The sequence below is a fragment of the Nocardioides deserti genome, assembly GCF_014266025.1.
Classification (GTDB): domain Bacteria; phylum Actinomycetota; class Actinomycetes; order Propionibacteriales; family Nocardioidaceae; genus Nocardioides; species Nocardioides deserti.
Genome location: NZ_JACMYC010000006.1, coordinates 1 through 26047, shown reverse-complemented (window position 1 = coordinate 26047; position 26047 = coordinate 1). Strand labels below are relative to the sequence as shown.

The following is a 26047-nucleotide window of genomic DNA, read 5'->3' as shown; positions in this document are numbered from 1 at the left end:
CGCGCGTCAGCCGGCGGCGACCCAGCCGCCGTACTTCCGCTTGCCCGGCGCGTGGTCGACCGGCGTGCCGGGGTAGTCGTTGGACGTCACGAGGTTGACCCGCACCCGCTTCGGCGAGCCGAGGCAGCCACGCGGCACGACGAGCCGCATCCGCTCGGCGTCCCAGTCGATGTCGTTGCCGTCGGTGCAGACCGGCTCACCGTCAACGCCGGTCCAGCCGTCGGCGCGGAAGACCCGCCACTCCTCGACCTCGATGCCGGTGCCGATCACCCACTCCGGGCCCTTGACCTTCGGCCGGGTGTCGATGTTGAACCGGTAGACGTCGGCCAGGCCGCTGTCCGCCGCGTGCGACACCGCGATCCGCAGCGCCTTCGGGCCGTGCTTGACGCGCACCTTGGTGACGTCACCGCTCTTGAACGACGTGCGGCCGTCACCGGCCGGGTCCTTCACCACCCCGACGGCGGCGCCCGCCGGCACCGCGGTGGTCAGTGCGGTCGTCAGGGCGAGCACCCCACCGAGGAGGGCCGCCGCGGTCGTTCGTCCTGCTGTGTTCGTGATGTTCATGCTGGCTCCGACGCTCGCCGGCCGCGTTCGGTTCGCCGGATCCGGAAGATTTCCTGTCCGGGCCGGTGGTGGCATCCCAAGTAGACCGGGGATGTTCACGCTTCTCGGCCATCGCGATGGCCGAGAAGCACCAGGGTCCCAAGTGAACCTGGGATGCTCGCACCCCGGCCGGCAGCACGATTTCCGGCCGACCGGGGCGACGAGAAGAGCGTCAGTCCTTGAGCTCGCAGATGACGGCGCCGTTGGTGACGGTGGCGCCGACCTCGGCCTGGAGGCCGGTGACGGTGCCGGCCTTGTGGGCCTTGAGCGGCTGCTCCATCTTCATCGCCTCGATGACGACCACGGTGTCGCCCTCGGCGACCTCCTGGCCCTCCTCGACGACGACCTTGACGACCGTGCCCTGCATCGGGCTGGTGACCGCGTCGCCGCTGGCCGCGGCACCGGAGCCGCCGCCCTTCTTGCGCTTGGGCTTCTTCGCGCCGCCACCGGCAGCACCGCCGGCGGAGATGCCGCCGAGCCCGGCGGGCAGCACGACCTCGAGCCGCTTGCCGCCGACCTCGACGACGACGCTCTGCCGCTCCTCGGGCTCGTCGGCCTCCGCGACGTCACCGGCGTACGGCTCGATCTGGTTGTCGAACTCGGTCTCGATCCACTGCGTGTAGACGTCGAAGGAGCCCTCGCCCGAGGGGTTCGAGGCGCCGACGTACGCCGGGTCGGAGACGACCGCTCGGTGGAACGGGATGACCGTCGGCATGCCGTCGACGACGAACTCGTCCAGCGCGCGGCGCGAGCGCTCCAGCGCCTGGGTGCGGTCGCGACCGGTGACGATCAGCTTGGCGATGAGCGAGTCGAACGAGCCGGGGATGGTCTCGCCGTTCTCGTAGCCGCCGTCGAGGCGCACGCCGGGGCCGCTCGGCGGGCTCCACGCGGACAGGGTGCCGGGGGCGGGCATGAAGTTGCGGCCGCCGTCCTCGGCGTTGATGCGGAACTCGATGGAGTGGCCGCGGATCTCCGGGTCGTCGTACCCGAGCTCCTCGCCGGCGGCGATGCGGAACATCTCGCGGACGAGGTCGATGCCGGTGACCTCCTCGGAGACGCAGTGCTCGACCTGCAGGCGGGTGTTGACCTCGAGGAAGGAGATCGTGCCGTCCTGGGCGACGAGGAACTCGCAGGTGCCCGCGCCGTGGTAGCCGGCCTCGCGCAGGATGCGCTTGGAGGACTCGTAGAGCTCGGTCAGCTGCTCCTCGGACAGGAACGGCGCCGGCGCCTCCTCGACGAGCTTCTGGTTGCGGCGCTGGAGCGAGCAGTCGCGGGTGGAGACCACGACGACGTTTCCGTGCTGGTCGGCCAGGCACTGGGTCTCGACGTGGCGCGGCTTGTCGAGGAACTTCTCGACGAGGCACTCGCCGCGGCCGAACGCCGTGACCGCCTCGCGCACCGCGGACTCGTAGGCGTCAGGGATCTCCTCGAGCGTGCGGGCGACCTTGAGGCCGCGACCGCCGCCGCCGAAGACCGCCTTGATGGCGACCGGCAGGCCGTTCTCCTTCGCGAACGCCACGACCTCGTCGGCGTCGGCGACCGGGTCCTTGGTGCCCGGCGCCAGCGGGGCGTTCGCCTTGTCGGCGATGTGCTTGGCCTTGGCCTTGTCGCCCAGCGCCTCGATCGCGGCCGGCGGGGGGCCGATCCAGGTCAGCCCGGCGTCGATGACGGCCTGGGCGAAGTCGGCGTTCTCGGCGAGGAAGCCGTAGCCGGGGTGCACGGAGTCCGCGCCGGACTTCTCCGCGACGGCGATGAGCTTGGCGATGTCGAGGTAGGAGTCGGCCGGGGTCGCGCCGCCGAGGGAGTGCGCCTCGTCGGCCAGCCGGACGTGCATGGCGTCGCGGTCGGGCTCGGCGTACACGGCGACGCTGCCGATGCCCGCGTCCTTGCAGGCGCGGATGACCCGCACCGCGATCTCGCCGCGATTGGCGATGAGGACCTTCGTGAGGGGCTTGCTCTCCGGCACCGTGGGCACTCCTGGCTCTCTCGGAAGCTCGTGTTCGAACACGGGTCGGGCGACCCGGCGGGCAGGCTATCGCCCCCGGACGATCCCGCCGCTGTGGTCTCAGCCACGCGGTCCCGCCCGGGGTTCGCACTCCCGTCAGCGCGAGCTGGTTAACAACCGTTAACCAGACGACTAGCATGCCGCGCATGACGTTCGAGCTGTCCCGCGAGCACGAGGAGTTCCGCCGCAGCGTCCGCGAGTTCGCGGAGGCCGAGATCGCGCCGCACGCGGCGCAGTGGGACCGCGACCACCACTTCCCGGTCGACGTGGTGCAGCGGATGGGGCAGCTCGGGCTGTTCGGGCTCACCGCGCCGGAGGAGTACGGCGGCGCCGGGGACGACGGCGACTTCACGAGCCTCTGCGTGGCGATCGAGGAGATCGGGCGCGTCGACCAGTCGATGGGCATCACCCTGCAGGCCGGCGTCGGCCTCGGCATCAACCCGATCCTCACCTACGGCACCGACGCCCAGAAGCAGCGGTGGCTGCCCGCGCTGGTCGCAGGCGAACAGCTCGCCGGCTTCGGGCTGACCGAGCCCGGCGCCGGCTCGGACGCGGGCGCCACCCGCACGAAGGCCGAGCTCGTCGGGGACGAGTGGGTCGTCAACGGCTCGAAGCAGTTCATCACCAACTCCGGCTCCTCGATCACCTCGCTGGTCACCGTCACCGCCCGCACCGGCACGCGGGAGGACGGCCGCCCGGAGATCTCCGCGGTCATGGTCCCGGCCGGCACGCCCGGCTTCACCGCCGAGAAGGCGTACGACAAGCTCGGCTGGCACGCCTCCGACACCCACCCGCTGTCCTTCGAGGACGCCCGGGTGCCCGCCGACCACCTGCTCGGCGAGCGCGGCCGCGGCTACGCCCAGTTCCTCGCCACGCTCGACGACGGCCGGGTCGCGATCTCCGCGCTGTCGGTCGGCTGCATCCAGGCCTGCCTCGACATGGCGCTCGCCTACGCGGGGGAGCGGCAGACGTTCGGCGGCCCGATCGGCCGCAAGCAGGGCGTCGCGTTCCAGGTCGCCGACCTCGAGGTGATGCTGCACGCCAGCCGGATGCTCACCTACCGCGCGGCTGCCATGAAGGACGCGGGCGCGCCGTACCAGCAGTTCAAGCAGGCGGCGGCCGTCGCCAAGCTCTACTCCACCGAGTCCGCCGTGACCGCGACCCGGATCGCCACCCAGGTCTTCGGCGGCTACGGCTTCATGGAGGAGTACCCCGTCGCGCGCTTCTACCGCGACGCCAAGGTGCTCGAGATCGGCGAGGGCACCTCGGAGGTCCAGCGCATGCTCATCGCCCGGGGGCTCGGCCTGCCGGTCGAGTGACCCCGGGCAGGTGAAGCCCGGCGGGGCGCCGTGGACCCCCCTGTCACGATGACGAGATGGTGGCTCACCGCGTGCTCGCGATCGTCCAGGCCGGAGGCGCCGGCGGGCGCATGGACGTGCTGACGCGGGAGCGCGCCAAGCCGGCCCTGCCGTTCGCGGGGGTCTACCAGCTGCTCGACTTCCCGCTGTCGAACCTCACCCACTCCGGCTGCACGGACGTGTGGCTCTCGGTGCAGTTCCAGGGTTCGACCCTCGAGGAGCAGGTCGCCAACGGGCGCCCGTGGGACCTCGACCGCAACGTCGGCGGGCTGCGGCTGCTCATGCCCCAGGAGGGGACCGGCACGCTCGACGAGGACGGGTTCGCGAAGGGCAACGCCGACCTGCTGTTCCGGATCCGCGACCAGGTCCAGGAGTTCGCGCCCGAGGTGGTGCTCGTGATGAGCGCCGACCACATCTACCGCTTCGACTACCGCGACGCGATCGTCACCCACCACGAGCAGGGCGCGGAGTGCACGGTCGTCACCACCGAGGTGCCGATCGAGGACGCCTCGAACCACGCCACCGTCGAGCACGACGACGAGGGGCGGGTGACCCGCCTCGACTACAAGCCCGAGGAGCCGACGACCGGCACGGTCGCCACCGAGGTCTTCGTCTACGACCCCGAGGTGCTCGTCGAGGTGCTCGGCGAGCTGCATCGCGAGCTGTCGGCCGACAGCGAGCCCGGTGACACGGGCCTGGGCGACTTCGGCGACCACCTGCTGCCGCGGCTGGTGGAGCGCGGCAAGGTCGTCGCGCACCGGATGCCGGGCTACTGGCGCGACCTCGGCCAGCCGCACCTCTACCTGACCGCCCACCGCGAGCTGCTCACCGACGACCGCGACGTGCTCGGCGTACCGGGCTGGACGATCCTCACCCGCCAGCCGCAGCGGCAGCCGGCTCGCGTGCTCGACGGTGCGACCGTCGCGGACTCCATGCTCAGCCCGGGGTGCCGCGTCGCCGGCGAGGTCGTCCGCAGCGTGCTCGGCCCCGGCGTGGTGGTCGAGGAGGGGGCCCGGGTCGTCGACAGCGTCGTCTTCTCCAACACGGTCGTACGCCGGGGGGCGGCCGTGCACCGCTCGATCGTCGACACCCGCTGCGAGGTCGGCGCCGGCGCGCGGGTCGGCGAGCCCGACGCCCCGGCGTACGACGACCCGGACGCCGTGACGATCGTCGGCCGGCACAGCGTGGTCGGCGAGGGCGTGGTGCTCGCGGCCGGCAGCAGGCTCGAGCCCGGGACGACCGCCTGACCGAATCGGCCTGAAGTCGTCTGTGACAGCGCTCACCAGGTGGGTACCTGCACCGCGGACCACTGGGAGGTGGAGTGCATGGCCGTACCGTCGTTCCTCGCGCGTGAGCGCACCGTTGCCGGGCCGGGCTACAGCCGTTGGCTGGTCCCGCCCGCCGCCCTGGCCGTGCACCTGTGCATCGGCCAGGTCTACGCAACCAGCGTCTACAAGAGCGCGCTGGTCGAGCACTTCGACAGCACACTGACCGCGATCGGCGTCATCTTCTCGGTGGCGATCGTGATGCTCGGCCTCTCGGCGGCCCTGTTCGGGACCTGGGTGGACCGCAACGGCCCGCGCGCGGCGATGTTCGTCTCCGCCTGCTTCTGGGTCGCCGGCTTCCTGGTCGCTGCGCTCGGCATCGCCACGAACCAGCTGTGGTTGGTCTACCTCGGCTACGGCGGCATCGGCGGCATCGGGCTGGGCATCGGCTACATCTCGCCGGTCTCCACCCTGATCAAGTGGTTCCCCGACCGGCCGGGGCTCGCGACCGGCATGGCGATCATGGGCTTCGGCGGCGGCGCGCTCGTGGCGTCCCCGCTCTCGGGCCGGCTGATGTCGCTCTACGACTCGTCCTACGATTCCGGGGATTCCGGCTCGGTGCCGAGCGGCGACGCGGTGATGATGCTGTTCCTGACCTTCGCGGCGGTCTACCTCGTCTTCATGATGTTCGGCGCCTTCACCGTACGCGTGCCACCCGACGGCTGGAAGCCCGAGGGCTGGGACCCCTCGACGGTGCGCTCGAAGGCCCTGGTCACCACCGCGAGCGTGTCGGCCAACAACGCCGTCCGCACCCCGCAGTTCTGGCTGCTGTGGACGGTGCTGTTCTGCAACGTGACCGCGGGCATCGGCATCCTCGAGCAGGCCCAGCCGATGATCCAGGACTTCTTCCGCGAGAACGGCGACTCCTCGGTCGCCGCCGCGGCCGCGGGCGGCTTCGTCGGCCTGCTGTCCATCGCCAACATGGCCGGCCGGTTCGTCTGGTCCTCGACCTCCGACGTGATCGGCCGCAAGCCGATCTACCTGGTCTACCTCGGGGTCGGGCTGGTCTGCTACGTCCTGCTCGCGACCGTCGGCCCGAGCTCGACGGTGCTGTTCGTGCTGCTCGCCGCGGTGATCATCTCCTTCTACGGCGGCGGCTTCGCCACCATCCCGGCGTACCTGCGTGACCTGTTCGGCACCTACCAGGTCGGCGCCATCCACGGCCGGCTGCTCACCGCGTGGTCGGCGGCCGGCGTCGCCGGTCCGCTCATCGTCAACGGCTTCCTCGACGCGCAGGGCGAGCCCGGCAACCTGGTCGCCGCGGACTACCGGCCGGCGCTGTTCACGATGGTCGCGCTGCTCGCCGTCGGCCTGGTCGCCAACCTGCTGGTCCGCCCGGTCGCGGAGCGGTTCCACGAGCCGTCCGCGACGCCCGGCAACCCCGAGCGAGAGGAGAGCCGCGCATGAGCGCACGGATCGCTGTGGCCTGGGCGCTGGTCGGCGTCCCGCTGGCGTACGGCGTCGTGGAGACGCTGCGCCGGGCCGCGAACCTGTTCACCGGCTGACCGCTTCCGTCGACCCGTCGCGGTGCCCGCGGCCCCGCCGAGGCGGGGTCCGGGCGCTGCGTTCGTTAGCCTAAGACCCATGTCGAACCGGCGCTTCCTCGGTGAGGCCGGTCGCTTCATCGCCGTCGGCGGTCTCGCGACGGTCGTCGCGCTCATCATCTTCAACGTGCTGGTGCACGGCTTCAACACCGGCGACCACGCGGTGCTGCCGGACCAGCCGGTCCTGGCGTACGTCATCGCCAACACCGTCGGCATGTTCGTCAGCTACCGCGGCAGCCGCACCTGGGCCTTCCGCGACCGGCCGCCGCGGCAGGCCGACGGCGGGCTGACGGCGTTCGTGGCGATCAACGCGGTGACGATGCTGATCCCGATCGCCTGCCTGACGATCAGCCGGAACGTCCTCGGCCTCGACGACCCGATCTCCGACAACGTCTCCGCCAACGTCATCGGCCTGGTCATGGGCCTGGCGTCGCGGTTCTACCTGTTCCGGCGGTTCATCTTCCGCCGGCCGATCCACCTTACCGAGATGTACGACCCGGCCGAGCCGGTGCTGCCGCCCGAGCCGGACCATCTCGGCGAGACGATGGACCCGGACGGCACGTCGCTGCCGGGTGGGCCGGTCAGCGAGACCAGAGACCCGTCCACGAGTGGCCCAGGTCGGTCACCAGGGTCCGGAGCAGCGGAAGGCTGACGCCCACCACGTTGTGGTGGTCGCCTTCGATCCCGGTCACGAACGCGCCGCCCAGGCCGTCGACGGTGAACGCGCCGGCGACGTGCAACGGCTCCCCGGTCGCGACGTACGCCGCCACCTCCTCGTCGCCGACGTCGGCGAAGTGGACGGTGGTCGACGCCGTCGCGGCGACCGTGCGGCCGCTCGCGGTGTCGTGCAGCGCGTGGCCGGTGCGCAGGACGCCGGTGCGTCCGCGCATCGAGCGCCAGCGGGCGACGGCCTCGTCGGCGTCGGCCGGCTTGCCCAGGGCCTCGCCGTCGAGCTCGAGCACCGAGTCGCAGCCCAGCACCAGGGCGTCGGCCGGCACCTCGGGCCGGTCGACCACAGCCGCGCACTTGAGCTCGGCCAGCCGCAGGGCGAGCTCGGCCGGGGGCACGCCGACGACCTGCGACTCGTCGACGCCGGAGACGACCACCTGCGGGTCGAGCCCGGCGTTGCGGAGGGTGGCGAGGCGGGCGGGGGAGGCGGAGGCGAGCACGAATGTCGGCACCGGCCCAGCATCGCGCACGCGTCGGTCGGCACAATGACCGCGTGCCCGATGACGTGTCCCGCGGCTCCCGCGTCCTGTCCTTCGCCGTGGGCGCGCTGGCGGTCGTCGTGGTGCTCGTGGTCGCCGGCGTGCTCGTCGCGCGCGCCCAGCACCTCGGCCCGTGGGAGCTGGGGGCGCAGGAGCGCAACCGCTTCGCGGAGCAGCCCCAGCACGCCGACCCCGGATCGCGCACCGCGCAGGCCGCCCGGCAGGCCGAGGCCGACGGGCGCAGCGTGGAGGCCGCCGCCTTCGCGGAGCTGGCCGAGGTCCCCCAGGGCATCTGGCTGACCCCGGAGGAGCGCCCGGCCGGCGACGTCGGTGGGTACGTCGCTGCGGTCGGCGGCGCGGCGGATGAGGCCGGCGAGGTGCCGCTCTTCGTCGTCTACGGCATCCCCGACCGTGACTGCACCGGCGGCTACTCCAGCGGCGGGCTCCGCGCCGACGCCTACGTGCCGTGGGTGGAGGAGATCGCCGCGGCCGCGGCGCCGTACGCCGCCGTCGTCGTGCTCGAGCCGGACGCGCTCGCCTCGGCGGTGGAGTGCGACCGTCGGGCGGAGCGGGTCGACCTGCTGTCGCAGGCGGTCGACGTCCTCGCCGACGCCGGCGTGACGACGTACGTCGACGGCGGCCACTCGGGCTGGGTCCCCGCGAAGAAGGTGGCCGGCCTGCTGCGCGAGGTGGGCGTGGACCAGGTGCGCGGCTTCGCGACCAACGTGTCGAACTACCAGACCGACCGGGACGAGGTGCGGTGGGCCGAGCGGCTCAGCGGGCTCGTCGGCGGCGCGTCGTACGTGGTCGACAGCGGCCGCAACGGCATGGGATCGCCCGAGGAGTGGTGCAACCCGCCGGGGCAGGCGCTGGGGCAGCGGCCGGGGTACGTCGACGACGGCACCGGCTTGGACGCCTACCTGTGGATCAAGCCGCCCGCCGAGAGCGACGGCGAGTGCAACGGCGGCCCGCCGGCCGGGGATTTCTGGGGGCAGCGCGCGCTCGAGCTGCTCGGGCGGTCCTGAGCCGACCCGATCATCCGTTCGGACAAGTTCGCCCATCGCTGGTCCGGATGGGCACGGGCGTGGCCCGGCCGTTGTTAGGGTTCGACCCATGCAGGGGGATCCGTGGACAGCGGTCATCATCGAGGACGACCCGGACGTTCGCGACCTCATCGACATCGTGCTCACTCAGTCCGGGTTCTCGACGTTCGTCGCGCCTGACGGGCCCACCGGCGTGGAGGCCGTGCGCCAGCACAACCCCCTCATCACCACCCTCGACGTGAACATGCCGGGGATGGACGGGTTCGCCGTCGCCCGGAGGCTGCGCGAGTTCAGCAACACCTACCTCATCATGATCACCGCGCTGGCCGACGAGATCGACGTCGTGCAAGGCTTCGAGGCCGGCGCCGACGACTACCTGGTCAAGCCGTTCCGGCCCCGGGAGCTGCGCGCCCGGGCCGACTCGATGCTGCGCCGTCCGCGCTCGCGCGCGGACCAGCCGGTCGGCTGGGCCGACGACGACGCGTCGGCGACCGCCGCCGCTCCGGTCGCCCCGCCGCCGCCCCCGAAGGAGGAGTCGTGGGCCGCCGCAGCCGCCCGCGACCTCACCCAGAACTCCCCGCTGCGCGTCGTCCGCGACGACGAGCCCGCGCAGCCGGCCCCTCCGGTGCAGCCCGAGCCGGTTGCTCCGCCGCCGCAGCCGACGTACCAGCCGCAGGTGCAGCAGCCGGTCCAACCGCCGGCGCAGCCGACCTACCAGCAGCCGGTCCAGCAGCCGGTGCAGCCGACGAAGCCCTACCGGTCGGTGCCGCCGCAGGCCTACGAGCCGCAGCACCAGGCACAGGCCGCCTACGAGCCGCCGCCGGCCCCTCCGGCGTACCCGCAGGCCCCGCCGGTCCACCAGCCCGCCCCGCCGCAGGGCGGCGCGCACGCTTCTCCGGCTCCGGCGGCTCCGGCGGCGCCGGGTCCGTCGGCGGACGGCTCCTGGGTGCGCTTCAACGGGCTCGCCCTCAACCACGAGAGCCGGGTCGTCACGGTCGGCGGGGGAGCGGTGGACCTGAACCGCACCGAGTTCGACCTGCTCGCCTCGCTCCTCAGCACCGGCCGCCGGGTCCGCAGCAAGGCCGATCTGGTCCTGACGATGCGCGGTCAGCAGTACGTCACCTCGTACTTCGTCAACGAGGCCGACAAGCGCTCCGTCGAGGTCCACATCGCCAACCTCCGCCGCAAGCTCGGCGACGACGGCGCCACCTCCCGATTCATCGAGACCGTCCGCGGCGTCGGCTACCGCCTCGCCGAGACCGCCTGACCCCGCGCTGGTCAAGCAGCGGTTGCCGGCGGCCATCCGCTGGTGCGGGTCTCGTCATCGGGCGGCGCTGGGGCGCCTCCCTGCTCGACCAGCGGGAGGGCTATGTCCGCATGTGGAAGGTGACCTGGTTGTCGGGGTGGATGGTGGTCTCGAACCGTGGGTCGTGGATGCGGGCGTGGTGGCGTGGGCAGAGCAGCCGGGCCTTGTCGAAGTTTGTGTTGCCGCCGTTGAGCCAGGTGTCGTCGTGGTGGGCGTGGCAGAGGTGGGCGGGCCAGTCGCAGCCGAGGGCGGTGCAGACCCGTTGGGTGAGGACGAGGCCGAGGTGCTGGGCTCCGTTGAACAGTCGTGCGGTGCGGCCGAGGTCGAGGAGCTCGGACCGGCTGCCGAGGACGGCGGGGATGAGTCCGGCTTCGCACGCCATGCGTCGGGCGAGGGAGGCGGAGAGGGGTTCGCCGGTCTCGAGGACCGCGCGGCCGATGTCGCTCTTCAGCCCGGTGAAGTCGAGCAGCACCACGATGGATGCGTTGAGGCCGCCCAGCTTCGGCAGCCTGTGGGCGGGGAGGCGTTCGATGAGCTCGCAGAACGCGTCACCCATCCGCTCGGGTGAGGGCCGCCGCTCGACCTGCTCCTGGTCCTCGGCCTTGGTCGCGGCTTGGTGCTTCGGAGCTGCGAACGCCAGCAGCACCTTGCGCAGCATCGCGCCCTGCACGGTCGGGATGGAGAACTTCCCGCGATAGCTGCCCTTCCCGTCGGGCGCCATCGTCAGCCACGCGTTCGCCCGGGCCTCTCGCTCCTCGTGCTCCAGCGCCAGGGCGTCGCGCTCCTCGCCGATCTCGGGCGCCACGACGGTCAGGACGTGCTTGGCGAGGATCGCCAGCGACTTCGGGTCCAGGTCCAGCGCCTCGGTCAGGAGGTGCTTCTCGGCCCGCTCGGGGATCGATGGGTCTTCGAGGTCGTCGGGCAGCCGGTCGATGCACTCGGTGATGACCTTCGCGTGGTCGGTGCTGATCGCACCTTCTGCGAGTGCGGCTGCGGTGGGGGTGTGGCGGTCGAGGGACTCGGCGAGCCGCATCCGGCGCTTGGCAGCCGGCCGGTCCTGGCTCGTCTCGTGGCCCCACCACGAGGCGGTGTCGGTGGCGCCGACCTTGTCGCCGACCGCGCGGCGGTCGGCCTCGGCGGCCAGCTTGAGCTCGAGGGCCTCGACCTGCGCGCGGAGCCGGGTGGCCTCGAGCAGGGCGGTCGAGACCTCGTCGTCGGACATCTGCCACAGCTGGGAGCTGCATGCCGAGCGGGTCTTCTTGCGGGACTTCGCGACCGCGCGGCACACCGGGTGTGCGCTGTCTCGGGAGTCCTTGGCCATGGGTCTACTCAAGCAGTGACCACCGACAGTGACGGCGCTGTTTCCCCAGGTCAGACCAGTATGCGGACACCGATCTGAAGAGTTTCTCGGCGGATTTCGAGACGGGCCTGGCGGCCCTCCTCAACCCGCCGAGATGACCCTGCTGGCGCGCCGGCCGTGAGCCGGGAAGCAGCCGCAAGCCACGGCGTACCTCTCCTCATGGCTGCCTCCACCGCAACCACCCACGGCCCGCAGGCCGTAGCTCGGCTGCCGGAGGTCTCGTCGGCGCTCGCCAGGGGGCCTCGCTGCTCGACCAGCGGGGCGGCGGGTTTCGAGACGGGCCTAGCGGCCCTCCTCAACCAGCCGGGGCGAGCCGGTCGTGAGCCGGGAGGCAGCCGCGAGCCACGGCGTACCTCGCCCTCTCAACTGCCCTCACCGCGACCACCCACGGCCCGCAGGCCGGAGGTCAGCTGCCCGGGGCCTCGAGACAGGCGCTGCGCGCCTTCCTCGACCTACCGACGAGGGGGCGGGGTGGAGGGGTCAGTTGGCGTTGACGGGGATCTTGGCGACCTGGGTGGGGGTGTCGGACTCGAAGATGGCGATGGGGACGGTCTGCTTGACCTTTTTGGCGACGAACTGACCCGACCCCGGGGCCGTCTCGTAGTGGACGTCGGCGACGAAGGTCAGCTCGAGGCCGCGGGTGTCGTTGGACATCGGGCCGATCTTCTGGTTGCGGAGCTCGAAGGAGCCCTTCGGCGAGGTGATGAGCATGCCGTGGACGGGGTGGGTGACGGCCTCGGGGTCGAAGGTGATCGCGGCGGCCTCGGCGTCCAGCCGGTAGGGCCGCTGGGTGCGGCCGCCGTCGGCGGTGATGGTCCGCGAGGTGACCTTGATGTTGCCGAGGTAGGCCTTGCGCTTGGTGCGGAACGGGTCGCGCAGCTTCCGGTCGAGGTCGTAGACCTGGAAGGTGAAGGAGAAGAACTTGTTGCCCTTCGGGTACCACTCGTTGGTCCGCGGCGTCGACTTGGTCGGCCACAGCGTGTAGACGAAGTCCATACCGTCGATGTCGATGTGGGACTGGAAGGTGCCGTCCCGCGTGAACTGCGAGTCGTACGCCGCCTCGGTGGCCGCGGCGGTCGGGTTCTCCGCCTCCACTGGGTCGGCGCCGCCGATCTTGTCGACCAGCGAGCAGCCCGACAGCGAGCCGGCGAGGACGAGCGCCAGCGACGCGGCGAGGGTGCGGAGGCGGCGCGCGGGCCGGGCGGGACGCACGGACATGGTGGAGGTCTCCCGAGGACTGGTGGGGACGGAGGTGCTCATGGGGATCAGGCCTTGAAGCCGCGGTAGCGCTTGGAGGCCTTGATGAGCATCCAGACGGTCTGCAGGACGGTGATGACGCCGAGGATCGGCCAGCCGAGCTCGAGCAGGTCGGAGGTCGTCTGGATCGGCACCTGCTGCCAGGCGATCCCGGCCGCGACGAAGAAGACGCCGAGCGCGACGAACGGGTAGGTCCACGCGACGCCCTTGCCGCGCTCGGCCTTGGCCTGCGCGGCCCAGTTGTCGGTCTGCTGGCGGCTGAAGAACTTCAGCCACGCCCGGACGAAGTGACCCATCCGGATGAACATGTAGAGCTCGGCCGGGAAGACCAGGAGCACGAACAGGTAGTCGCGCCGGTTCGCGAACTCCATCGAGTGCGCGACGCGGAAGTTCAGCCACACGGCCGCCAGCGGCGGGATCAGCCACCAGGCCTGGAACACGAACGCGTCGATCGTCAGCGCGCCGATGAGCAGCACCAGGAACATGATGCGCGAGGCCATGTTCACGACCATCGAGAGGTGCTCGAACCACCGCAGGCGCAGGTTGGGGTGGAACGGCTGGCCCTTGGTGTCGCCGCGCTGGCCGGGCCACATCAGGTCGATGGCGCCGAAGTTCCACTTGACCTGCTGGGCGTCCAGCGAGCGGAGCGTGGTCATGCCGCCGACGTGCGCCCGGGCGCGGGCGGAGATCTTGGTGAGGTAGCCGGCGGACTTGATCTGCAGCGACAGGAGCGAGTCCTCGACCTCGGAGTCGCTGACCCACGGGGTGCGCTGGTGGCTGTCGCGCATGACGTCCCGCAGCGCCTGGGTGGAGAAGATCGAGAACTGCCCGCCGAGGACCGCCATGTTGCGGCCCTTGAGCAGGTTCTGCATGTTGAACGCCGAGAACTGCGCGCGCTGGCCGGCGATGAGGAACTTGGGCATCAGCCCGTCGAGGGCGGAGTCGTCGATGGAGTAGATCGCCGAGATGCCGCCGATGCGGTCGTCGCTGGAGATCTCGTCGACGAGGTGCTGGATCGCGTCCGGCTCCGGCGTGGTGTCGCCGTCGACGCCGAGCAGGTAGTCCATGTGCTCGACGAGGGAGTAGCCGTAGTTGAGCGCGCCGACCTTCTTGTCGGGGTTCTTGCCGATGTCGTGGACGTAGATGACCGTCGACTGCTCGCCGGTCGGGGTCATCCGCGTGTGCGGTCCCGCGTAGTGGCTGGCGATCTCGACGGAGTCGTCGCTGGTGTTGTTGACGACGAGGTGGATGGCGTCGGGCAGGCGGGTCTGCTGGAGCAGCGAGTCGAGGACGCCGGCGATGGTCTCGGCCTCGTTGTACGCCGGGATCACGCAGCCCACGGTCGGGCGCAGCGTCGGCAGCTCGTCGACCGCGCCAAGGAACTCCTCGGCGTACGCCTCGAGCGAGGGGTCGGGCATGCGCACGTAGCGGGGGTCCTCGAGACCGGGCACCGTCCCGGGCGCGAGCCCGATCCCCTCGTGCTGTCCCATGTCGTTCGCGTCCACCGCTGTCCCATCGCTGGCGGTGCCCGTGCTGGCCACCGACCCGGTCGTCGTTCGGGACCGAGTCTGGAAGGCCCACCTCAAGGGGTGGGCACCGTGAACCTCAACTTCCGCTCAAGGAATCTGGCGGAGGTACGTCGCGGCGCGATGGGATCCGCGAAGGTTCGCGCTCAGCGGGGCAGCGCGCTGGCCCGCCAGCCGCCCGGGCCGTGCGGGAGCGTGCGCCGCACCAGCCGGTGCGGGGCGCTCCACTCCGGCCGCGGCCGCTTCGCGGGCGGCTCGCCGCCGCCCATCGACGACAGCACGGCCACCAGCGCCGCGACCTCCTCGGGCGTGGCGTCGGGCGAGACCACCCGCAGCAGGGGCCGGGTGGGCTCCTGCTCCGCGGTGGCGTCGGGGGTCTGCTCGTCGGTGCCCATCAGAGCGGGATGTTCCCGTGCTTCTTGGGGGGCAGCGTGGCGCGCTTGGAGCGGAGCAGCCGCAGCGCCCGGACGACCTCGGAACGGGTCTCGTGCGGCTGGATGACCGCGTCGACGTACCCGCGCTCGGCGGCGATGTAGGGGTTGGCCAGCGTGGTCTCGTACTCGTCGATGAGCTCGGCCCGCTTGGCCTCGACGTCGCCGCCCTCGGCCTCGACCTGCGCCAGCGTCTTGCGGTGCACGATGTTCGCCGCGCCCTGGGCGCCCATGACCGCGATCTGGGCGGTGGGCCACGCGACGTTGATGTCGGCGCCGAGGTGCTTGGAACCCATGACGTCGTAGGCGCCGCCGTAGGCCTTGCGGGTGATGACGGTGACCAGCGGGACGGTGGCCTCGGCGTAGGCGTAGATGAGCTTCGCGCCGCGGCGGATGATGCCGTTCCACTCCTGGTCGGTGCCGGGCAGGAAGCCGGGGACGTCGACGAAGGTGAGCACCGGGATGTTGAAGGCGTCGCAGGTCCGCACGAAGCGGGCGGCCTTCTCGGAGGCGTCGATGTCGAGGGTGCCGGCGAACTGCATCGGCTGGTTGGCGACGACGCCGACGGGGCGGCCCTCGACCCGGCCGTAACCGATGATGAGGTTCGGCGCGAACAGCTCCATGACCTCGACGAAGTCCCCCACGCCATCGTCATCAGTGTCGACGACGGCCCTGATGACGTCGTGCATGTCGTAGGGCTGGTTCGGCGAGTCCGGGATGATCGTGTCGAGCGCACGGTCGGAGTCGTTGAGCTCGAGGTCGGCGACCTCGTCGTAGGCGGGCGGCTCGTCGAGGTTGTTCTGCGGGAGGAACGAGAGCAGCGCCTTGACGTACTCGATCGCGTCCTCCTCGTCGGAGGCCATGTAGTGGGCGTTGCCGGACTTGGTGTTGTGCGTCCGCGCGCCGCCGAGGTCCTCCATGGAGACGTCCTCGCCGGTGACGGTCTTGATGACGTCGGGACCGGTGATGAACATCGCCGAGGTCTGGTCGACCATGATCGTGAAGTCGGTGACCGCGGGGGAGTACACGTGGCCGCCGGCGCAGTTGCCCATGATCATCGAGATCTGCGGGATGACGCCCGAGGCGTGCACGTTGCGGCGGAAGATCTCGCCGTAGAGGCCGAGCGAGACCACACCCTCCTGGATGCGGGCGCCGGCGCCCTCGTTGATGCCGATGATCGGGCAGCCGGTCTTGATCGCGAGGTCCATGACCTTGGTGATCTTCTCGCCGTAGACCTCGCCCAGCGAGCCGCCGAAGACGGTGAAGTCCTGGGAGAAGACGCAGACCTGGCGGCCGTCGATCGTGCCGTATCCGGTGATGACGCCGTCGCCGTACGGCCGGTTCTTCTCCAGCCCGAACGCCGTGCTGCGGTGCCGCGCCAGCTCGTCGAGCTCCACGAAGGAGCCCTCGTCGAAGAGCATCTCGATCCGCTCGCGGGCGGTCTGGCGGCCCTTGGCGTGCTGCTTCTCGACCGCCTTGGCCGACCCGGCGTGCACGGCCTCGTCAAGGCGGCGGTCGAGGTCGGCCAGCTTGCCGGCCGTCGTGTGCAGGTCGATGTCCGCGGGGACGTCGGTCCCCTGACCGGGACGTTCGGTGCTCTCAGCGCTCACGTTCGGGACGTCTCCTCGTCGGCGTCGGTGCAGGTCCGGGTGCTGGCCTGGTGCTGGCGTCTGGGTTGGGCGTGGGTCAATGTAGTGCCCGTGACCGCGACCTCGGCCGAGCGCCCACCCCTTGACGAGACCGTCCTCACCGGGGTCAGCCCCGACCTCGTCCCGGGGGTCAGCATCGAGGTGGTGGACCAGGCTCCGTCGACGAACGCGCTGGTCGTGGAGCGCGCCCGCGCCGGCGCGCCAGAGGGTCTCGTCGTCGTCACCGAGCACCAGACCGCGGGCCGCGGCCGGCTCGACCGGTCCTGGGAGACGCCGGCCCGGTCAGCGCTGACCTTCTCCGTCCTGCTGCGCCCGACCGCGCCGACGCGGAGCTGGCCGTGGCTGCCGCTGCTGGCGGGGTACGCCGTCGACAAGGCGCTCAAGGCCGCCGGCTTCGACGCCGGCGTGAAGTGGCCCAACGACGTGCTCATCGGGGACCGCAAGGTCGCCGGCATCCTCGTCGAGCGGATCGAGACCGGCCAGGGCCCCTGCGCGGTCGTCGGGATCGGGATCAACGTCGGGCTCGGCGCCGACGAGCTGCCCGTGCCGACGGCCACGTCGCTGGCGATCGAGGCCGACGGGGGACCGGTGCCCGACCGCACCGCCCTGCTGGTCGACGTGCTCGCCAGCCTGCGCGAGGCGTACGACGCGTGGCAGGCCGGCGGCGACCTCGCCGGCATGCGCCTGGCCGAGTCGTACGCCGACGCGTGCGTCACCGTCGGCCGCCAGGTGCGCGTCGAGCTCCCCGACGGCTCGGTGCTCACCGGCATGGCGACCGCGATCGACCCGTCCGGCCACCTCGTCGTCGCCGGCCCGGACCGCCAGGTCGCCGTCGGCGCCGGCGACGTCGTCCACGTGCGCGCGGCCGACGGGGACGCCGCCGTGTGATCGATGACATGATCCGCCCGTGGCCATCTCGCAGAAGCTGCTGAACGACGGAGAGACCGTCGTCGTCAGCACGCGCACGCACGTCAAGGCGCTGCTGGTGCCGCTGCTGGTGCTGGTCGTGACGATCGCGGCCGCTGTGTTCGTGCAGGTGCTCGCCGACCAGCGCTACGTCACGTGGTTCGTGTGGGCGGTCGCCGTGGTCGTGCTCCTGCGGTACGTCGTGTGGCCGTTCCTCGTCTGGTCGACCGCGACGTACACCTTCACCGACCGCCGGCTGGTCACCCGCACCGGCGTCCTCACGCGCCGCGGCCACGACATCCCGCTCTCGCGGATCAGCGACGTGGCGATCGAGCTGCACCTCACCGACCGGATGCTCGGCTGCGGCACGCTGGTCATCAGCGACGCCAGCACCCACGGGCAGGTGCGCCTGCCCGACATCCCGCGGGTCGAGGAGGCCCAGCGCCGGCTCAACGACCTGCTGCACGAGATCCACGACCCGCGCACCGACCCGCGCTCCGACCGGCGCCGTGACGAAGGTGCCTGAGCAGCAGCCCGAGGAGGCGGAGCAGCCCGAGGAGCTGCACCGGACCATCCTGGGCGAGGACCCGGTCTACAGCGCCGTCGAGGTCGCGGAAGCGGCCGGCATCGGGCTGGACGAGACCCGCCGGCTCTGGCGCGCGCTCGGCTTCCCCGAGAGCGGCGACGAGGCGGCGTACACCCCCGCGGACCTGCGCGCGCTGGGGACCCTGGTCGGCGGCGTGCAGGCCGGCCTGTTCGACCTCGACCTGGCCGTGAACATCACCCGGGCGGTGGGCCAGAACATGGCGCGGCTCGCCGACTGGGAGGTCGCGGCGATGGTCAACCGCATCGACGAGCTCGAGCAGGGCGACGCGGCGACGGGGACCCGGGCCGGCTCGGCACGGCGGTTCCTCGAGCACTTCGGCCAGCCGTTCGAGGAGCTGCTGATCTACGCCTGGCGGCGACACCTGGCTGCCGCGGTGGCGCGCATCGAGGCGCTCGGTGCCGACGAGGAGGACCTGCACACCACGACGCTCTCGGTGGGCTTCGCCGACATCGTGTCGTTCACGGCCCTGTCGAACCAGCTGACCGAAGAGCGGATCGGCGACCTCGTCGAGCTCTTCGAGTCGCGGTGCGCCGACGTCGTGGCCATCCAGCGGGGTCGGGTGATCAAGTCGATCGGCGACTCGGTGCTCTTCGTCAACGACGATCCCGTCCGCGCCTACGACACCGCCGAGGGGATCATCAACGTCATCGGCCGCGACCAGCGGATGCCCGACGTCCGCCTCGGGCTGGCGACCGGCTCGGTGGTCATGCGTCTCGGCGACGTCTTCGGCCCGCCGGTCAACATGGCCGCGCGGCTCACCGCCGTGGCTCGGCGCAACCGGATCATCATCGACGCCACGACTGCGGGGCTGCTGCCCTCCGACCAGTTCGAGACTCGCCGGCTCCCCGCGCGGCCGGTGCGCGGCTTCGGGATCGTCGAGCCGTTGGCCGTCCGGAGACACTAAGATTCGTCTCACCCTTGGGGGTGAGGCGAATGGCACGAAGTTGCCATTGGCCCGTTCGGGCGTTTCTGCCCGGTGGCCTGGGGACGCGGCCTACGGTGGTGGTGTGTTCGAGGTGCAGGACGTCCGAGTCGATCCCGACAGCCGCCGCGCGTGGCGCGGTCAGGAGGAGATCGTCCTGTCCCGCAAGGAGTTCGACCTCGTCCAGGCGCTGATCTCCCGGGCGGGGGAGATCGTGACGCGCGACGAGCTGATGCGCGACGTGTGGCACACGACGTTCTGGACGTCCTCGAAGACCATCGACGTGCACCTCGGCTGGGTGCGGCGCAAGCTGGGCGACGACAGCCGTCACCCGCACCTGATCTCCACGATCCGCGGCAAGGGCCTGCGCTTCGAGCTCCAGCCGCCGGCCTGACCGGTCGTCGGGCCCCGGCCGCGCGGTGCGCGGGTCTGCTCTAGGGTTCCGTCGTGCCCGAGCTCGCTCCCACGTTGGCCGTCGTCGGCGGTGGCCAGCTCGCCCGGATGATGGCGCAGCCCGCGATCGCGCTCGGCCTGCCGCTGCGGCTGCTCGCCGAGGCGCCCGGCGTCTCCGCCGCCCAGGTGATCCCCGACCAGCTCGTCGGTGACCACCGCGACCTCGACACGCTGCGCGCGGTCACGGCCGGCTGCAGCGTCGTCACTTTCGACCACGAGCATGTGCCGACCGAGCACCTGCACGCGCTCGAGGCCGACGGCGTCGCGGTGCGGCCCGGTCCCGACGCGCTCGTCCACGCCCAGGACAAGGGCGTCATGCGCGAGCGGCTCGCCGCGCTCGGCGTCCCCTGCCCCCGCAACGCGATCGTCACCAGCGCCGCGGAGGTCGAGGCGTTCGGGTTCCCGTGCGTCCTCAAGACCACGAGGGGCGGGTACGACGGCAAGGGCGTGTGGTTCGTCGACCGCGCCGAGGACGGTGCTGGAGACTGGGCCGAGGTCTGCGCCGAGGCGTTCGCGGTCGCCCGCGAGACCGGCGTGCGGATCCTCGCCGAGGAGCGGGTCGACTTCCGCCGCGAGCTGTCCGCGCTGGTCGCCCGTTCGCCGAGCGGGCAGGCGGCGGCGTACCCGGTCGTGGCCAGCACCCAGCGCGACGGCATCTGCCACGAGGTGATCGCCCCCGCGCCCGATCTCGACCCCGACCTGGCCGCGTCCGCCCAGCAGGTCGCGCTGCGGATCGCCGGCGAGCTCGGCGTGACCGGCGTGCTGGCCGTCGAGCTCTTCGAGACCACCGACGGGCGGATCCTGGTCAACGAGCTGGCGATGCGCCCGCACAACACCGGCCACTGGACCCAGGACGGTGCCGTCACCAGCCAGTTCGAGAACCACCTGCGCGCGGTCATGGACCTCCCGCTCGGCTCGCCCGCGCCGCGGGCCCGCTGGACGGTGATGGTCAACATCCTCGGCGGCCCCGACCCCGAGGTCGGCCGGCTCTGGGACGGCTACCCGCACGCGATGGCGCGCGACCCGCACCTGCGGGTGCACCTGTACGGCAAGGAGCCGCGACCCGGCCGGAAGGTCGGCCACGTCAACGCCTACGGCGACGACCTCGAGGACTGCCTGGAGCGGGCGCGGCACGCCGCCGCCTGGTTCCGCGGCGACCTCGGCAACGAGAGCGAGTGAACGAGATGGCTGGCAGCGAGCAGGCACCCCGCGTCGGGATCGTGATGGGGTCGGACTCCGACTGGCCGACCATGCAGGCGGCCGCGGAGGCGCTCGAGGAGTTCGGCGTCGCGCACGAGGCCGACGTCGTCTCGGCGCACCGGATGCCGGAGGAGATGCTGGCGTACGGCAAGGAGGCCGCCGGCCGCGGGCTGTCGGTGATCATCGCCGGCGCCGGAGGAGCGGCCCACCTGCCGGGCATGCTCGCCGCCGTCACTCCGCTGCCGGTCATCGGCGTCCCGGTGCCGCTGCGGTACCTCGACGGCCTCGACTCGCTGCTCTCCATCGTGCAGATGCCCGCCGGTGTCCCCGTCGCGACCGTCGCCGTCGGCGGCGCCCGCAACGCCGGCCTGCTCGCCGTGCGGATCCTCGCCGCCACCGACCCCGCCCTGCAGCAGCGGATGGCCGACTTCCAGGCCGACCTCAAGGCCTCCGCCCAGGCCAAGGGCGAGGTCGTCCGCCGCGAGTCCGCTCCGCAGCGCCTCGGCTTCTAGCCTCCGCCCCAGGCTTCCGCTCCGGCGGACGTCATCCGCCCCGAGCACCCGCTCGCTCCGTCCGTATGACGTCCGCAGGGTGGGTCAGCCGACGAGGCCGTGCTCGTGGGCGAAGACGACGATCTGGACGCGGTCGCGGAGGCCGAGCTTGCGGAGGATCGAGCCGACGTGGGTCTTGACCGTCGACTCACTGGCGAAGACCAGGCCGGCGATCTCGGTGTTGGAGAGGCCGCGAGCGACGGCGGCGAAGACCTCGCGCTCCTTCTCGGTCAGCGAGGCGTACGCCGGCGGGACGGCCGCCCGGGCGCGGAACTGGCCGTCGAGGAGGGTCGAGAGGTCGGCGGGGGCCAGGACGGCGTTGCCGGCGTGCACGGTGCGGATCGCGTCGCGGAGCATGACCGGGGTGGTGTCCTTGAGGAGGAACCCGCTGGCGCCGTACCGGATCGCCGTGGCCGCCCGGTCGTCGAGGTTGAACGTCGTGAGCACGACGACCCGCACCGGGCGCGTCCGACGGGCGGCCCGGTCGGGAGAAAAGACCTGCCGGGTGGCCTCGACGCCGTCCATCTCGGGCATCCGGATGTCCATGAGCACGACGTCGGGCTCGAGCTCGTCGACGAGCCGGACCGCCTCGAGCCCGTCACCCGCGGACCCGACGACGTGCATGCCCTCCTGGGCGTCGACGATGACCCGCACGCCCTCGCGGAAGAGCTCCTGGTCGTCGACCAGGAGCACCCGGATGTCCTCGCCCGGGCCGTTCGTGGGGCCGTTCACCGGGCCGCTCACCGGCCGCTCCGGAAGGGCACCCACGCGGTCGCGGTGAAGGTGGCGCCGCCGGGCTCGTCGCGACGGCGTACGTCGAGCCGGCCCCCGACGGCCTCGAGCCGGCGGCGCATCCCCTCGAGCCCGTGGCCGGCTCCGGCCTGCGCGGCCAGCTCCGCGGCGTCGACGGTCGCGATCGGGCGGGTCTCCTGCTCGTGGGCGGTCTGCTCGCCGATCACGTTGCGCACCTCCAGCCGCAGCTCGCCCTCCCAGTGCCGCTCGACGAGCACCGGCTCGTCCCGCCGGCCGTGGCGGATCGCGTTGGTGAGCATCTCCTGGAGCACGCGGAAGGCGACCACCTCCAGCTCCGGCGGGAGGGGCCGCGGGGTGCCGACCTCGGTGGAGACGACCTCGTGGCCGCTGGCGCGGACCCCCTCGACGAGGGCGTCGAGGTCGCCGTGCCTGCCGTCCGTCGGTGGGGCGCCGTCGGGGGAGCTGAGCACCTGGCGGACGTCCTGCAGCGAGGTGCGGGCGGAGGTCGCGATGTTGGCCATGGTGCGGCGCAGGGCCTCGCTGTGGGCGTCGGGATCGGTGTCGGGGAGGTACTGCGCGGACTCGGCCTGGGCGAGGATCACCGCGAGCGAGTGGCCGACGACGTCGTGCACGTCGCGAGCCAGGCGGGCCTGGTCCTCGCGGAGGCGGGCGATCTCCTCGGCCTGGTCCCGCTCGGCCTCGGCGACGACCTGGGAGTCGCGCGAGCGGCGGGCGCGGTCGAGGAAGCGCAGCGCGAGCCCGAGCAGCCAGGGCGTCGCGAGCAGCGCGAAGATCAACAGGCTGGCCGGCAGGCGCCAGTCGCCGCCGCGGTACGCCGTCTCCGCGAGCAGCCGGACGCCGGCCAGCTCGAGCGCGCGGTACACCAGGTCGCTGTCGAGCCAGAGCACCGCGATGAGCACCCCGAGCGGCATCGAGAGCCCGCTGAGCCACACGGTCGCGGCACTGCCCCAGCGGGCGCAGCCGAACGCGACCACCGCGAGCAGCACCTCGACGAGCATCGCGCCGGCGCCGCTGGTGACCTGCACGGTGCCGGCGAACCACGCCGCCCCGAGCGCCGCGGCCGGCAGCGCCCGGGACAGGCCGACGCCGAGCGCGACGGCGAGCACGATGACGTACGCCGCCGCCCGGTCGTCGGCGTAGACGTTGCCGCGCACCTCGACCACGCCGAGGGCGAAGGTGGCGACGCCGCCCGAGACGTCCGGCGCCCAGCGCTGCCAGGCCGGCAGGGTGGGGTCGGCGGTGCTCACGCCGATACCGCCGCCGGGACGCGGGTGGCCTGCTGCCGTCGTTGGAGCGGCGCCTCGACGTACCGCCAGGACAGCGCCGCGCACGCGAGGGTCAGCACCGCCGCGACCGGGCCGGCGAGGTCGGTGTGCGGGCGGAGCCAGACGGTGAGCGGGTAGTTCCACAAGTAGGCCGCGTAGGACACCGTGCCCAACCACACGAGCGGCCGGAGGCCGGCGACGTCGACGGTCGACCAGGTGCGCCACGAGGACAGCACGACCGCCGTGAGGAGCGCGATGGCCGGGCCTCCTGCCAGGTAGGTGAGCGCGTGACCGCGCAATGGAACCACGGCCAGGACGCCGAGCCCCGCCAGGGCCACCGGCGCTGCCCACGACGGCAGCCGGAGCCGGTCGGCGTGGATCCGCGAGGCCGCGCCGACGACGAAGCAGACCGCCCACGAGGTCGGCAACGCGTAGGCGAGGTCGGGGTCCTCGCGCAGCCACGCGACGGTCGCGACGCACGCGAGCAGGCAGGCGACGGCGGCGCCGACCAGCAGCACGCCGGTGCGCCGTCGCGGCACGGCGAGCAGCAGCAGCGCCGGCCACACCAGGTAGAACTGCTCCTCCAGTGCGAGGGTCCAGAGGTGGAACGTCGCGTCGCTCGGGTCGCCGACCGGCAGGTCGGCGGTCCAGGTCAGCGCGACGAGGACGGTGTCGCCCAGCCGGTCGCGGTCGCCGATCGGGTCGAGCACGAGTGTCACGGCGACCACGCCGGCGACGAGCACGAGCAGCGGCGGCACGAGCCGGCGTGCGCGGCGGCGGTAGAAGCGGAGCAGGTCGATCCGCCCCGTGCGACCCACCTCGTCGACGAGCAGGCCCGTGATCAGGTGGCCCGACAGTGCGAAGAACGCCACCACGCCGACGACGCCCGCGCCCGGGAAGACGTCCGGGAACGCGTGCCGCAGCACCACCAGCCCTACGGCGACCCCGCGGAGGAGGTCGATCCCCTCGATGCGGCCGGGATGCCTGCTGCTCACGCCGACGTGGTCGGAGCGGGGAGCGCGGCCCGGATGAGCTCGTCGAGCAGCGCGGCGTACGGCAGGCCGGCGGCCGCGAACATCCGGGGCACCTGCGAGTGCTCGGTCATCCCCGGCACGGTGTTGACCTCGTTGAGCACCAGCCCCGCGTCGGTGAGGAAGAAGTCGAGGCGCGCGACGCCGTCGCAGCCGAGGGCGTCGTACGCCGCCAAGGCGGCCGCCTCGAGCGCCTTGGCGTCGACCTCGTCGAGCGCCGCGGGCACCTGGAAGTCCGCGCCGCCGCCGTACTTGGCGGCGTGGTCGAAGAACCCGTCGACCACGATCTCCAGCGCCGGCGACGCGACGACCGAACCGTCTGCGCGGCGCAGGACGGCGACGTCGACCTCGCGGCCGCGGACGACCTCCTCGACCAGCACCCGATCGTCGAGCGCGAGCGCGTCCGCGAGCGCGGTGGCCAGGCCCTCGGGCGAGTCGACCAGGCTGACGCCGAGGCTGGAGCCGGCCGCGACCGGCTTGACGACGACCGGCCCGGTCCAGGTCAGGGCGCTCGCGCTGGCGGCGGTGACGAGCCGGCCGGGCGCGGTGGCGATCCCGACCGCCTCGGCGACCAGCTTGGTGACCCACTTGTCCATGGCGACCGCGCCGGGCCCGACCGCGGACCCGACGTAGGGGACGCCGGCTTGCTCGCAGAGCGCCGCGAGCTCGCCGTCCTCGCCGTGCGGGCCGTGCACGACCGGGAGCACCACGTCGCAGCGGGCCAGCACCGTCACCGCGCCGGCCAGGTCGAGCCGGGCCCCGTCGTCGGTGGACCAGGAGCCGTCGCGGGCGATGGTCAGCCGCACGACGTCGTACGTCGCCGGGTCGAGCGCGTCGGCGACCGAGGCGGCCGAGGCCAGCGAGACGTCGTGCTCGCAGCTGCGTCCGCCGCCGATGACGGCGACGCGGGCGCGGGCGGGGCGCGCGGCGGGGGCGGGGGCGGGGCTGGTGGTCACGCGAGGCTCCTCAGGTGGGCCGCGCCGGTGGTGCGGCGGCGGAGACGGGTGGCCGCGCCGAGGCCGGCGACGACCTCGTGCGGGATGGTGCCGGACCAGGCGGCCCAGTCGGCGGCAGTGGGCTCGCCCACGTCGCCGGGTCCGAGCAGGGTGACGGTCTCGCCGGGGGCGACCGGCCGGGCGCCGAGGTCGACGACGACCTGGTCCATCGAGACCCGGCCGACGAGCGGTCGGCGCTCGCCGCGGACGAGCGCTTCGGCGCGTCCGGAGGCGGCGCGGGGGAGGCCGTCGGCGTACCCGACCGGCACGAGCGCCAGGTGCGTCGCGCGGTCGGTCCGGTGCGCGTGGCCGTAGCCGACCGGTGTGCCGGCCGGCACCCGACGCACGGAGACGACCGGCGCGGTGAGCGTCAGCGCGCCGCGCAGGGTGGTCGTGCCGGACGGGTCGATGCCGACGAGGCCGGCGCCGACGCGGCTCATCGTGTGGTGGGTGCGCGGGTCGGTGAGCGTGGCGGCGGTCGCGGCGAGGTGGCGGTGCTGCGGGCGCAGCCCGGCGGCGCGGGCCGTCTCGAGAGCCCAGGCGAACCGGGTGCGGGCGAGAGCATTGCAGCGGTCGTCCGGGTCGTCGGCGCAGCCGAGGTGGCCCATGACGCCGACGACCTCGATCCGGCCGTGCCGCTCCGCGCGCCGGGCGGCGGTGCAGAGCGCGGCCCAGGTGGCGGGCGCGGCGCCGTCGCGGGCCATGCCGGCGTCGACGTGGAGGTGGAC

General features: G+C 72.6%; 26 protein-coding genes. 13 read left to right on the top strand and 13 right to left on the bottom strand.

Translation table 11 applies throughout. The features are described from left to right. Positions 1 to 6 precede the first annotated feature (6 nt). Both H7344_RS11795 and H7344_RS11790 read right to left on the bottom strand, forming a co-directional pair. Complete coding sequence (locus H7344_RS11795; RefSeq protein WP_186346229.1) at positions 7 to 564, bottom strand: hypothetical protein; 558 nt, start codon at positions 562 to 564, stop codon at positions 7 to 9. 211 nt (positions 565 to 775) lie between these two features. Further along, entirely contained in the window at positions 776 to 2569 is a 1794-nt protein-coding gene (locus H7344_RS11790; protein ID WP_186346228.1) for an acetyl/propionyl/methylcrotonyl-CoA carboxylase subunit alpha, read from the bottom strand. 185 nt (positions 2570 to 2754) lie between these two features. On the opposite strand from H7344_RS11790, the gene H7344_RS11785 reads away from it, so the two are divergent. The 5 genes from H7344_RS11785 (at position 2755) to H7344_RS11770 (ending at position 7487) form a co-directional block, all read left to right on the top strand. After that, a complete protein-coding gene (locus H7344_RS11785) occupies positions 2755 to 3927 on the top strand; it encodes an acyl-CoA dehydrogenase family protein (protein ID WP_186346227.1) in 1173 nt (390 codons plus the stop codon). A gap of 56 nt (positions 3928 to 3983) precedes the next feature. Beyond that, a complete protein-coding gene (locus H7344_RS11780) occupies positions 3984 to 5213 on the top strand; it encodes a glucose-1-phosphate adenylyltransferase family protein (RefSeq protein WP_186346226.1) in 1230 nt (409 codons plus the stop codon). Positions 5214 to 5291: 78 nt separating this feature from the next. Continuing rightward, complete coding sequence (locus H7344_RS11775; protein ID WP_186346225.1) at positions 5292 to 6698, top strand: OFA family MFS transporter; 1407 nt, start codon at positions 5292 to 5294, stop codon at positions 6696 to 6698. Continuing rightward, positions 6695 to 6796 (top strand): MFS transporter small subunit, encoded by a 102-nt coding sequence (locus tag H7344_RS21395; RefSeq protein WP_444544113.1) that lies wholly within the window; start codon positions 6695 to 6697, stop codon positions 6794 to 6796. The genes H7344_RS11775 and H7344_RS21395 overlap by 4 nt, the downstream gene beginning before the upstream one ends. A gap of 79 nt (positions 6797 to 6875) precedes the next feature. Next, positions 6876 to 7487 (top strand): GtrA family protein, encoded by a 612-nt coding sequence (locus tag H7344_RS11770; RefSeq protein ID WP_186346224.1) that lies wholly within the window; start codon positions 6876 to 6878, stop codon positions 7485 to 7487. Here H7344_RS11770 and H7344_RS11765 read toward each other — a convergent pair. Then, complete coding sequence (locus H7344_RS11765) at positions 7417 to 8016, bottom strand: Maf family protein (protein ID WP_186346223.1); 600 nt, start codon at positions 8014 to 8016, stop codon at positions 7417 to 7419. The two genes, H7344_RS11770 and H7344_RS11765, sit on opposite strands and share 71 nt — an antisense overlap. A 41-nt stretch (positions 8017 to 8057) precedes the next feature. On the opposite strand from H7344_RS11765, the gene H7344_RS11760 reads away from it, so the two are divergent. Together H7344_RS11760 and H7344_RS11755 are read left to right on the top strand one after the other, a co-directional pair. Then, positions 8058 to 9068, top strand: coding sequence for a glycoside hydrolase family 6 protein (locus H7344_RS11760; RefSeq protein ID WP_186346222.1), 1011 nt, complete (start codon positions 8058 to 8060; stop codon positions 9066 to 9068). An 88-nt stretch (positions 9069 to 9156) separates the two neighbouring features. Then, entirely contained in the window at positions 9157 to 10353 is a 1197-nt protein-coding gene (locus H7344_RS11755) for a winged helix-turn-helix transcriptional regulator (protein WP_186346221.1), read from the top strand. 100 nt (positions 10354 to 10453) lie between these two features. Here the strand turns inward: H7344_RS11755 and H7344_RS11750 are convergent, their stop codons facing one another. From H7344_RS11750 to H7344_RS11730, 5 genes are all read right to left on the bottom strand, one after another. Next, positions 10454 to 11713, bottom strand: coding sequence for an HNH endonuclease signature motif containing protein (locus H7344_RS11750; RefSeq protein ID WP_186346220.1), 1260 nt, complete (start codon positions 11711 to 11713; stop codon positions 10454 to 10456). Positions 11714 to 12232: 519 nt separating this feature from the next. After that, the gene (locus H7344_RS11745) at positions 12233 to 13012 is read right to left on the bottom strand and encodes a hypothetical protein (protein ID WP_186346219.1); all 780 of its coding nucleotides are present in this window, start codon (positions 13010 to 13012) and stop codon (positions 12233 to 12235) included. Between the two features lie 5 nt (positions 13013 to 13017). Further along, positions 13018 to 14499 (bottom strand): glycosyltransferase family 2 protein, encoded by a 1482-nt coding sequence (locus H7344_RS11740; RefSeq protein ID WP_186346218.1) that lies wholly within the window; start codon positions 14497 to 14499, stop codon positions 13018 to 13020. 182 nt (positions 14500 to 14681) lie between these two features. Beyond that, positions 14682 to 14930, bottom strand: coding sequence for an acyl-CoA carboxylase subunit epsilon (locus tag H7344_RS11735; RefSeq protein ID WP_186346217.1), 249 nt, complete (start codon positions 14928 to 14930; stop codon positions 14682 to 14684). Next, positions 14930 to 16576, bottom strand: coding sequence for an acyl-CoA carboxylase subunit beta (locus H7344_RS11730; RefSeq protein ID WP_186346216.1), 1647 nt, complete (start codon positions 16574 to 16576; stop codon positions 14930 to 14932). The genes H7344_RS11735 and H7344_RS11730 overlap by 1 nt, the downstream gene beginning before the upstream one ends. Positions 16577 to 16666: 90 nt before the next feature. On the opposite strand from H7344_RS11730, the gene H7344_RS11725 reads away from it, so the two are divergent. From H7344_RS11725 to purE, 6 genes are all read left to right on the top strand, one after another. Continuing rightward, complete coding sequence (locus tag H7344_RS11725) at positions 16667 to 17503, top strand: biotin--[acetyl-CoA-carboxylase] ligase (RefSeq protein WP_186346215.1); 837 nt, start codon at positions 16667 to 16669, stop codon at positions 17501 to 17503. A 19-nt stretch (positions 17504 to 17522) separates the two neighbouring features. Continuing rightward, positions 17523 to 18047, top strand: coding sequence for a PH domain-containing protein (locus tag H7344_RS11720; RefSeq protein ID WP_186346214.1), 525 nt, complete (start codon positions 17523 to 17525; stop codon positions 18045 to 18047). Then, positions 18031 to 19032 carry an adenylate/guanylate cyclase domain-containing protein gene (locus H7344_RS11715; RefSeq protein ID WP_229707091.1) on the top strand — a complete coding sequence of 334 codons (1002 nt, stop codon included), beginning with the start codon at positions 18031 to 18033 and terminating at the stop codon, positions 19030 to 19032. Before H7344_RS11720 ends, H7344_RS11715 begins: the two co-directional genes overlap by 17 nt. A 103-nt stretch (positions 19033 to 19135) precedes the next feature. Next, entirely contained in the window at positions 19136 to 19444 is a 309-nt protein-coding gene (locus tag H7344_RS11710) for a winged helix-turn-helix domain-containing protein (RefSeq protein WP_166192383.1), read from the top strand. A 107-nt stretch (positions 19445 to 19551) separates the two neighbouring features. Then, the gene (locus tag H7344_RS11705; protein ID WP_229707129.1) at positions 19552 to 20682 is read left to right on the top strand and encodes a 5-(carboxyamino)imidazole ribonucleotide synthase; all 1131 of its coding nucleotides are present in this window, start codon (positions 19552 to 19554) and stop codon (positions 20680 to 20682) included. Positions 20683 to 20687: 5 nt separating this feature from the next. Then, on the top strand, positions 20688 to 21215 hold the full coding sequence (gene purE, locus H7344_RS11700) for a 5-(carboxyamino)imidazole ribonucleotide mutase (RefSeq protein ID WP_186346430.1): 528 nt from the start codon (positions 20688 to 20690) through the stop codon (positions 21213 to 21215). Positions 21216 to 21299: 84 nt separating this feature from the next. Here the strand turns inward: purE and H7344_RS11695 are convergent, their stop codons facing one another. From H7344_RS11695 to H7344_RS11675, 5 genes are all read right to left on the bottom strand, one after another. Next, on the bottom strand, positions 21300 to 21998 hold the full coding sequence (locus tag H7344_RS11695) for a response regulator (RefSeq protein ID WP_229707090.1): 699 nt from the start codon (positions 21996 to 21998) through the stop codon (positions 21300 to 21302). Further along, positions 21995 to 23275, bottom strand: coding sequence for a sensor histidine kinase (locus tag H7344_RS11690; protein WP_186346212.1), 1281 nt, complete (start codon positions 23273 to 23275; stop codon positions 21995 to 21997). Before H7344_RS11690 ends, H7344_RS11695 begins: the two co-directional genes overlap by 4 nt. Continuing rightward, entirely contained in the window at positions 23272 to 24288 is a 1017-nt protein-coding gene (locus H7344_RS11685) for an acyltransferase family protein (protein ID WP_186346211.1), read from the bottom strand. Before H7344_RS11685 ends, H7344_RS11690 begins: the two co-directional genes overlap by 4 nt. After that, entirely contained in the window at positions 24285 to 25280 is a 996-nt protein-coding gene (locus H7344_RS11680; protein WP_186346210.1) for a D-alanine--D-alanine ligase family protein, read from the bottom strand. The genes H7344_RS11685 and H7344_RS11680 overlap by 4 nt, the downstream gene beginning before the upstream one ends. Continuing rightward, a partial coding sequence (locus tag H7344_RS11675) for an alanine racemase (protein ID WP_186346209.1) occupies positions 25277 to 26047 on the bottom strand: 771 nt, incomplete at its 5' end. The genes H7344_RS11680 and H7344_RS11675, both read right to left, overlap by 4 nt.